Origin of the sequence: Roseburia sp. CLA-AA-H209, from assembly GCF_020687575.1 — a bacterium.
Taxonomy (GTDB): Bacteria; Bacillota; Clostridia; order Lachnospirales; family Lachnospiraceae; genus Roseburia_C; species Roseburia_C amylophila.
Genome location: NZ_JAJEQU010000010.1, coordinates 112,954 through 120,165 on the forward strand (window position 1 = coordinate 112,954; position 7,212 = coordinate 120,165).

The 7,212-nt window shown below is 41.9% G+C and carries 5 protein-coding genes; all 5 read right to left on the minus strand.

Annotated elements, in window-relative coordinates:
• Positions 1-20: 20 nt before the first annotated feature.
• The 5 genes from LKD41_RS10655 to LKD41_RS10675 all read right to left on the minus strand — a co-directional run bounded on the left by LKD41_RS10655 (position 21) and on the right by LKD41_RS10675 (position 6,860).
• Entirely contained in the window at positions 21-764 is a 744-nt protein-coding gene (locus LKD41_RS10655) for a DUF6062 family protein (RefSeq protein WP_022244018.1), read from the minus strand.
• A gap of 91 nt (positions 765-855) precedes the next feature.
• The gene (locus LKD41_RS10660; protein WP_022244017.1) at positions 856-2,190 is read right to left on the minus strand and encodes a methyl-accepting chemotaxis protein; all 1,335 of its coding nucleotides are present in this window, start codon (positions 2,188-2,190) and stop codon (positions 856-858) included.
• Positions 2,191-2,242: 52 nt separating this feature from the next.
• Positions 2,243-3,550, minus strand: a complete 1,308-nt coding sequence (locus LKD41_RS10665) for an alpha-amylase family glycosyl hydrolase (protein ID WP_022244016.1) — start codon at positions 3,548-3,550, stop codon at positions 2,243-2,245.
• Positions 3,551-3,897: 347 nt separating this feature from the next.
• Positions 3,898-6,531: a heavy metal translocating P-type ATPase gene (locus tag LKD41_RS10670; protein WP_022244015.1), complete on the minus strand. Its 2,634-nt coding sequence runs from the start codon at positions 6,529-6,531 to the stop codon at positions 3,898-3,900.
• Between the two features lie 14 nt (positions 6,532-6,545).
• Positions 6,546-6,860: a metal-sensing transcriptional repressor gene (locus LKD41_RS10675; RefSeq protein WP_022244014.1), complete on the minus strand. Its 315-nt coding sequence runs from the start codon at positions 6,858-6,860 to the stop codon at positions 6,546-6,548.
• Positions 6,861-7,212 lie beyond the last annotated feature (352 nt).

Here is a 7,212-nt window from a genome sequence, read left to right on the forward strand (position 1 = left end):
TTTTCTTTTATTACCTCTACCTATTCCTTCTTTTCTTCTGCCTCCATGATACTTCCTGCCTTTACCAGTCCTCTCTGCAGTGCATCCCTTGCATTCTTCCAAGGCTGCTCCTTATAACGGTAATCATTCTTACAGATGAACCATTCTAAATCATCCCGCACCCTCTCATATCCGTTAATAAAAGTCTTATTTAAAGTCATCAGAAATTCATTCAGGTATTTCTTACCCATATATTCCGGAGCACCGGAAAACAGAACTTTATAATGATTTACACAAAAGCCTTTGGATGCTGCAAACTGTTTGCGGAAGTCTTCTTCTTTTTCATATAAATAGTAAATGGTATTGATATAATTTGTAAAGCTGTGATTAATGTAATCACACACAAAGCACTTTTTCTCTTTTTCTTCCACAAAAGTAATCACCGGATGGACTGGCTGGCTCTTTTTCTTGAAAAGTACGGCTGCCTGAGGCAGTGGTGCTTTCATTGCTTTTTTTAACTCCTTAGCTGTCTTATCCATATGGGTCTTTAACATCATGGCAAGTCCTAATTTATTCGGATATTCATATAACATTCCCAAATGTTTCTGACAGAAGCCCTGTTCATCGCTCTGCTCCCGGATATCTCCCTCCATGTAACTTGCACCCGGTCCAATGGTATAATTGATAGCATTTTCTTCTAATTTCTGATACATTCTGCAGACCGGACATTCGCTTTCCTCTGCAAATGCATCCTGTATTGGTATCGTATAAATCTCTGTTTTCATTTTAATCTCCTTAAAGATACACAAAAGGGTATTCCATATGCACTCCTTCGGCCTGTGGAATACCCTTCTCTTTGCAATTGTATACCGTTTATTACATCATGTTTTTCTCTACTTCTTCTTTCATGGAAGAAACGTTAAACTTACGGATATTTTCATCCAGTTCTGCTACTACAGAAGTAATTCTGGCAGTTGCATTCTTACATTCTTCTACCAAAGCTTCAAACTCGTTCATTGCCTCAGATGTATCTCTGGCACTTGTTGTATTTGTCTCTGCTGCTGCAGCAAGCGAATCCATTTTCTCTTCAATGGCACTCTTATGTTCATTCAAGCCACCGACTTCTGAATTGATTCCCTGAATAGAAGTGCTGACACTTTCAATTTCATGATTCAAGGCAGTAAAGATTGTCTCTGTCTCACGAATCTTTGTATTCTGCTGTTCAAATGCTTCTGATACTTTTCCGGTAATCTCTACACTGACATTAGAATTATCAATCAGTTCATTAACAATTTTATTAATCTGCTCTGAAGACTCTCTGGACTGGTCTGCCAAGGTACGGATTTCTTCTGCAACTACGGCAAATCCTTTTCCCTGTTCTCCTGCCCGTGCAGCTTCAATACTTGCATTTAAAGCAAGCAGATTTGTCTGGCTTGCAATTCCTGCAATAATCTCTGTTGCAGTACGAATCTGTAAGGCAGACTGATTGGTTCTGTCTGTCTGGCTCTGCACTTCATCAATAGACTGCCTGTTCTGTCTGCTGATTTCCACCAGCTGCTGCATAATCACCTCTGCTGATTCATTGCAGTCTTTCATTTTTAATGCACTGTCTGAAAGAAGTGTAATATTGCTGGCAATTACTTCAATGGCATTGCCGATTTCTGCTACTTTCTGCTGTACATGCTGTGTTTTCTCTGCCTGTGAAACGGTATTATCTGTAATGGAAGCGACTTCACCGCTCACCTGATCCAACGCTTCATTCATAGTGTCAAAGGACTGGCTGAATGTCGTAGACAGTTCGCTTAATTCCCTGCTGGCTCTACGGATTCCGGTCACAATCTGTGCAAAACTTCTTACCATATCATTGGCAGAGCCTAATAATTTGCTGATTTCATCATTTTTTTCATTATGTTTTGGTTCTTCTAACTGAAGGCTTCCATCCGCAATCTTATCCATACTGCCAATTACAGCTTTCAGTTTTCCGGCAATTGCTACTGCAAGCCACAGGGAACCTGCCACAAATACCGCTAAAACCACAATTAAAATAATCGTTCCCACACCTGCATTTAATGCTGTATTCTGTACCAGATGCATTATGATAATTCCGGCAAGTCCAACCAGAAGAATCGGAAGTGAAATTACTGCAATTAATCCAATTGCCAGTTTCTTTCCTATATTATTTTTTTCTGAAGATTTACGTTTCTCTGCCATTACTGCTCTTCCTCCTTATAGCTCTTATCTCTTATTCTTATGCATTGTCTTTTTATCCGGTTATCTTTAAATAAGCTGCGGAAAATGCCGGCATATCGAGACCACCCTGAAATACCGCTTTTTCTCCGGTCAGCAGGTCAACTGCTTCTGCTGCTCCTGCATCAAAGGATGCATGGAAGGGATTCTCTTCCAGATTGATTGCTACAAGAATCCGCTCACCATCAAAGCTTCTCTCAAATACAATCTGCCGGTTTGTTAAGAATACCTTGCGGTAGCCGCCATAGCAAAGTGTTTTTTCCGATTTATGAACCTTCGCCAGTCTGGAAATATAATCGGTAAGTTCATTCCATTCCGGTGCTTCAAAAGACGGACGGAGTGCTTCATCCCCACCATTTTCTTTCTTTCCTTCTGCAGCCCATTCACTTCCATAGTAGACACATGGGATGCCAGGAATTGCAAACAGCATTGCATATACCAGTGGAAGATGTTCTTTTTCCTTTAAAGTGCTTGCCAGACGGTTCACATCATGATTATCCAGGAAATTCAAAAGATGCCTGCCCTGATACATTCCGCAGAAATGCTGCTCCAGGGTATAATTGATTTCAAAGAGGTTGCGGTCATTAAAGCTGGACCACATTCCCTTATATGCCTGATAATTTGTTACACTATGCAACATATTCTGTTCATCCAAAAGACGATTATAATCACCATGAATCATCTCGCCCAGGAGATAAAAATCATCCTTTTTCGAATCTACGAACTGACGTAATCTTCTTACAAAATCCATATCCAGACTGTATGCAACATCCAGACGCAGTCCGTCAATATCAAATTCTTTTATCCATCCTTCTACTGCTGAAAAGATATGCCGGATTACTTCTTCATTCCGCAAATTCAGTTTTACCAGCTCATTATGACCTTCCCAGCCTTCATAGGAAAGTCCGTCGTTATAATTATTATTCCAGTCAAAATTCACATTTGTGAACCAGTCCTTATATGGAGAATTCTCTCTGTTTTTCAGCAAATCCTGAAATGCAAAGAAACCTCTTCCCACATGGTTAAACACTCCGTCCAACACTACTTTGATATTGTTGTCATGTAATTTTCCACATACTTCTTTAAAGTCCTCATTGGTTCCAAGTCTTACATCTAACTTTGTATAATCCCTGGTATCATAACCGTGACGGTCTGATTCAAAAACCGGACAGAAATATATTGCATCCACTCCAAGCTTTACCATATGCGGAATCCAGTCTTCCACTTTCTTTATCCGATGAGCCAGAACACCATCATTTTCTGTTGGAGCCCCGCAAAATCCCAATGTTGAAATCTGATAAAATACACTGTCATATGACCACATAAAAACTGTTCCTCCTGTCTGTCCATCATGTGCTGTGGTTTTTCTCTCTACTCGCAGAATAAAGAATGTGCCTTGGCACATTCTCGCGCCTGCGGCGGTCGCTTGCGACATCTACCTTATACGCCGCAGTGCGCATCCTCGCGGAGCGTTTTTTACTTTACAGGAAAGCAATTTCCTGTAAAGTAAAAGAGGACGGTTCCTTTTGCGGGAACCGTCCTCCTAACTTCTTCCCTCTGCCTTCGCCCATGTTGTTTCAATTACACTTATTATAACATAATTTTATAGCATAAGGGAATTTTTTTCTTGCATTTTTCCTAATTTTTTTTGATTTTTATAACGTTATTTTGTTATTTTTCAACACCGGTAAGCTGATATCCTGCTTTTTCAATCACTTCTGCAAATGCTGCATCCGGAATCTCTTTGTCCATGGTTACTTCAGCACTCTTTGTCTCAAGGTTGACAGCTGCCTTTACTCCTTCCATGGCATTTAATGCTTCTTCCACATGTTTCTTACAGTGTTCACACATCATTCCTTCAATTTTAAGTGTTTCTTTCATTTTATTATCCTCCTTATCATTTTCATTATTATCTGTCACTTTTTCTGCTGACTGTTCTATCTGACTTCCTGCTGCTTTTTCCACTATCTGTTCTGCCACATTTCCTGCTGTCTGCTCTAATCGCTGCGGTTTAAAAAGCTTTAACCGGAGAGCATTGCATACTACACAGACGCTGCTTAAGCTCATTGCTGCTGCACCGAACATCGGATTTAATTTAATATGAAATGCCGGGTATAAAGCGCCTGCTGCCAGTGGAATTCCAATGCTGTTATAGAAGAATGCCCAGAACAGGTTCTCCTTGATATTGCGGATAACCGCTTTACTTAACCGGATGGCTGTTACGGCATCCATCAGATCATTCCGCATCAGTACCGCATCTGCACTTTCGATTGCCACATCTGTTCCTGCTCCAATGGCAATTCCTACATCGGCTCTTGCCAGTGCCGGTGCATCATTGATTCCGTCTCCAATCATGGCAACCTTATGTCCCTGCTGCTGCAGTTTGGCAATATGCCGTTCCTTATCCTCCGGCAATACTTCTGCAATTACTTTTGGAATTCCAAGCTTCTTACGAATGGCTTCGGCGGTACGTTTATGGTCTCCGGTCAGCATTACTACCTCAATGTGCATCTTACGGAATGCTTCAATGGCATAGCGGCTGGTTTTCTTTTCCACATCTGCTGCTGCAATGATACCCAGAAGGCTGTTATTTTTCGCAAAGATTAATGGAGTCTTTCCTTCTTCTGCCAGCTTGTCCAGAGTATCTCCAAGGTCATCCAATGACACTCCCTTTTCTTTCATAAAGGCTTCGTTTCCCGCATAATAAGATGCATTTTCGTCTTCAGCCTCAATTCCTCTGCCCAGAATTGTCTTAAAATTCTTCATAGCAAGGGGCATAATCTCCTGCTCTTTCGCATACTGCAGAATTGCCTGTGCCAGCGGATGCCCGCTTCCCTGCTCAACGCCTGCTGCAATTGCCACAAATTCTTTTTCGTTTAATTCTGTGGTTCCAACACTCACATCTGTAACTCTTGGCTTACCTTCTGTTATGGTTCCGGTCTTATCCATAACTACGGTATCGATACTGTGCGCCGTTTCCAGTGCTTCGCCGGACTTAATCAGGATTCCGTTTTCTGCACCTTTTCCGGTTCCTACCATAATAGCTACCGGTGTCGCAAGTCCAAGGGCACACGGACAGGAAACAACCAGCACCGCGATTCCAATAGAAAGTGCAAATTCAAAGGTTGCCCCACTGATGAGCCAGATGATTGCAGCAATCACGGCAATTGTAATAACCACCGGCACAAAGACTCCTGCAATCTTATCTGCCATCTTGGCAATCGGTGCTTTACTGGAGCCAGCTTCTTCCACCAGATGAATAATCTGGCTGATGGTGGTATCTTCCCCGACTTTGGATGCACGGATTTTCAAGAAACCATTCTGGTTAATCGTTGCGGAAATTGCAGTATCTCCCACTTCCTTATATACCGGAATGCTCTCCCCTGTAATGGCAGATTCATCGAGGCTTGACTGTCCCTCTTCAATCACTCCGTCCACCGGAACGGTTTCACCGGGACGAACCAGCACCAAATCACCTTTTACCAGTTCCTCTGCCGGAACCGTAACTTCTTTGCCATCTCTTAAGACCTTTGCCTGCTTCGGAGCCAAGTCCATCAGCTTCTCAATAGCTTCACTGGTCTTTCCTTTGGAACGGCTCTCTAAATATTTTCCAACGGTAATCAAAGTCAGAATCATTCCTGCAGACTCAAAATAAATATCCATGCTGTACCGGCTTACCAGTGCCATATCTTGATGTCCCAGACCATAACCAATCCGGAAAATGGCAAATACACCATAGATAACGGAAGCCGATGCCCCAAGTGCAATCAGCGAATCCATATTCGGGCTTCTGTGTACAAAAAGATTCTTAAATCCTACAATAAAATATTTCCGGTTCAGATACATAATCGGAAGCAGCAATAAAAACTGGGAAAAGGAAAATGCCAGTGCATTCTCATCTCCGTGAAATGCAGCCTTGATAAATCCCGGTACCGGAATTCCAAACCATTCATAAAACATATGGTGCATGGAAATATACATCATCGGAATCAGAAAAATAACAGACCAGATCAGACGGATTTTCATCTCATGAATTTCCTGCTCTGCCTTATTTATCCTTTTCCCTTTGCCGGTACGTTTCTCATTTCCGGCATTTGCCGGTGCAGCACCATAACCTGCCTTCTCTACTTCTGATACAATGATATCTTCATTGACCTTATTCTCGTCATAGGACACCTGCATACTGTTGGTCAGCAGATTTACGGATACATTTTCCACTCCGTCAATCTTTGACACACACTTTTCCACACGGGAAGAGCATGCAGAACACGTCATACCTGTGACTTCATAACGTTCCTGTTTCACACTTTTGTCCTCCTCTATTTCATCAGTTTCTGAAGGGTCGCACAAAGCTCATCCACCGCTTCTTCCTTTCCGGCACGGATGTCATCCACCACACAGGATTTGATATGCTCCGCTAACAACACTTTATTAAAGGAGTTCAGTGCAGAATTAATTGCAGACACCTGCGTTAAAATATCCACACAGTAACGGTCTTCTTCCAACATTTTCTTTACACCCCGCACCTGTCCTTCAATCCGGTTCAAGCGTTTTAATAAATCCTGATATTCTGCTTCCTGTCTGTGCTTCTTCCGTTCGCAGCAGGATGAACACATCTCTTTTTCTTCTGCCATAGTCAGGCTCCCTTCTATCTTCACATTCCAATACACATTTCCCGATAGTCATATACCCCCTACCGGTATGCTCATATTATACCCTCATAGGGTATTTGTCAATCATTTTTCTATTGAATGTTCCAATTCATATTCAAGCCATCTTCTTCCGCTCTATGATATTATCTTGACTTTTCCTATGATTTATGCTATTTTCATAACGCTAAAACTGGTGTGGATTTTTCTAGTCTGACTACTTTTCGCCACACAATTATCCTTGTGATAATTGTGTGGCGTTTTTTACTTTACAGGAAATTGCTTTCCTGTAAAGTAAAAAACGCTCCGCGAGGATGCACACTGCGGCGTATAAGGT

What these genes read in the sequence shown, in the direction of transcription:
- LKD41_RS10665 (WP_022244016.1), bottom strand. Translation starts at nt 3,550, where the DNA reads ATGTGGTCATATGACAGTGTATTTTATCAGATTTCAACATTGGGATTT.
- LKD41_RS10660 (WP_022244017.1), bottom strand. Translation starts at nt 2,190, where the DNA reads ATGGCAGAGAAACGTAAATCTTCAGAAAAAAATAATATAGGAAAGAAA.
- LKD41_RS10675 (WP_022244014.1), bottom strand. Translation starts at nt 6,860, where the DNA reads ATGGCAGAAGAAAAAGAGATGTGTTCATCCTGCTGCGAACGGAAGAAG.
- LKD41_RS10655 (WP_022244018.1), bottom strand. Translation starts at nt 764, where the DNA reads ATGAAAACAGAGATTTATACGATACCAATACAGGATGCATTTGCAGAG.